The organism is Alexandriicola marinus (assembly GCF_004000435.1).
GTDB lineage: Bacteria > Pseudomonadota > Alphaproteobacteria > Rhodobacterales > Rhodobacteraceae > Alexandriicola > Alexandriicola marinus.
In genome coordinates, this window is sequence record NZ_RBVZ01000106.1 from 1 (window position 1) to 211 (window position 211).

At 64.9% G+C, this 211-nt stretch carries 1 pseudogene; it reads left to right on the plus strand.

The annotated features are described in order from the left end of the window. Positions 1-211, plus strand: a pseudogene (locus tag EP376_RS23170) (SulP family inorganic anion transporter); the annotation flags it as partial.

Sequence of the window (211 nt, forward strand, 5' to 3'; positions counted from 1 at the left end):
TGGTTGCCGCGCTCACCATCGCGATCATCGTCGGCCTCAGAAAACTCAGCCCGCGCATTCCGGGCAGCATTATCGCGGTGACGCTGTGTTCCGCCCTTGCTGTGCAGATGGGCTGGCCGGTCGACACGCTGGCCTCCCGTTTCGGCGCTCTTCCGGACACGCTGCCGCTGCCTGCCTTGCCGCAGATTTCGCTGGACCGGATGATCGAGCT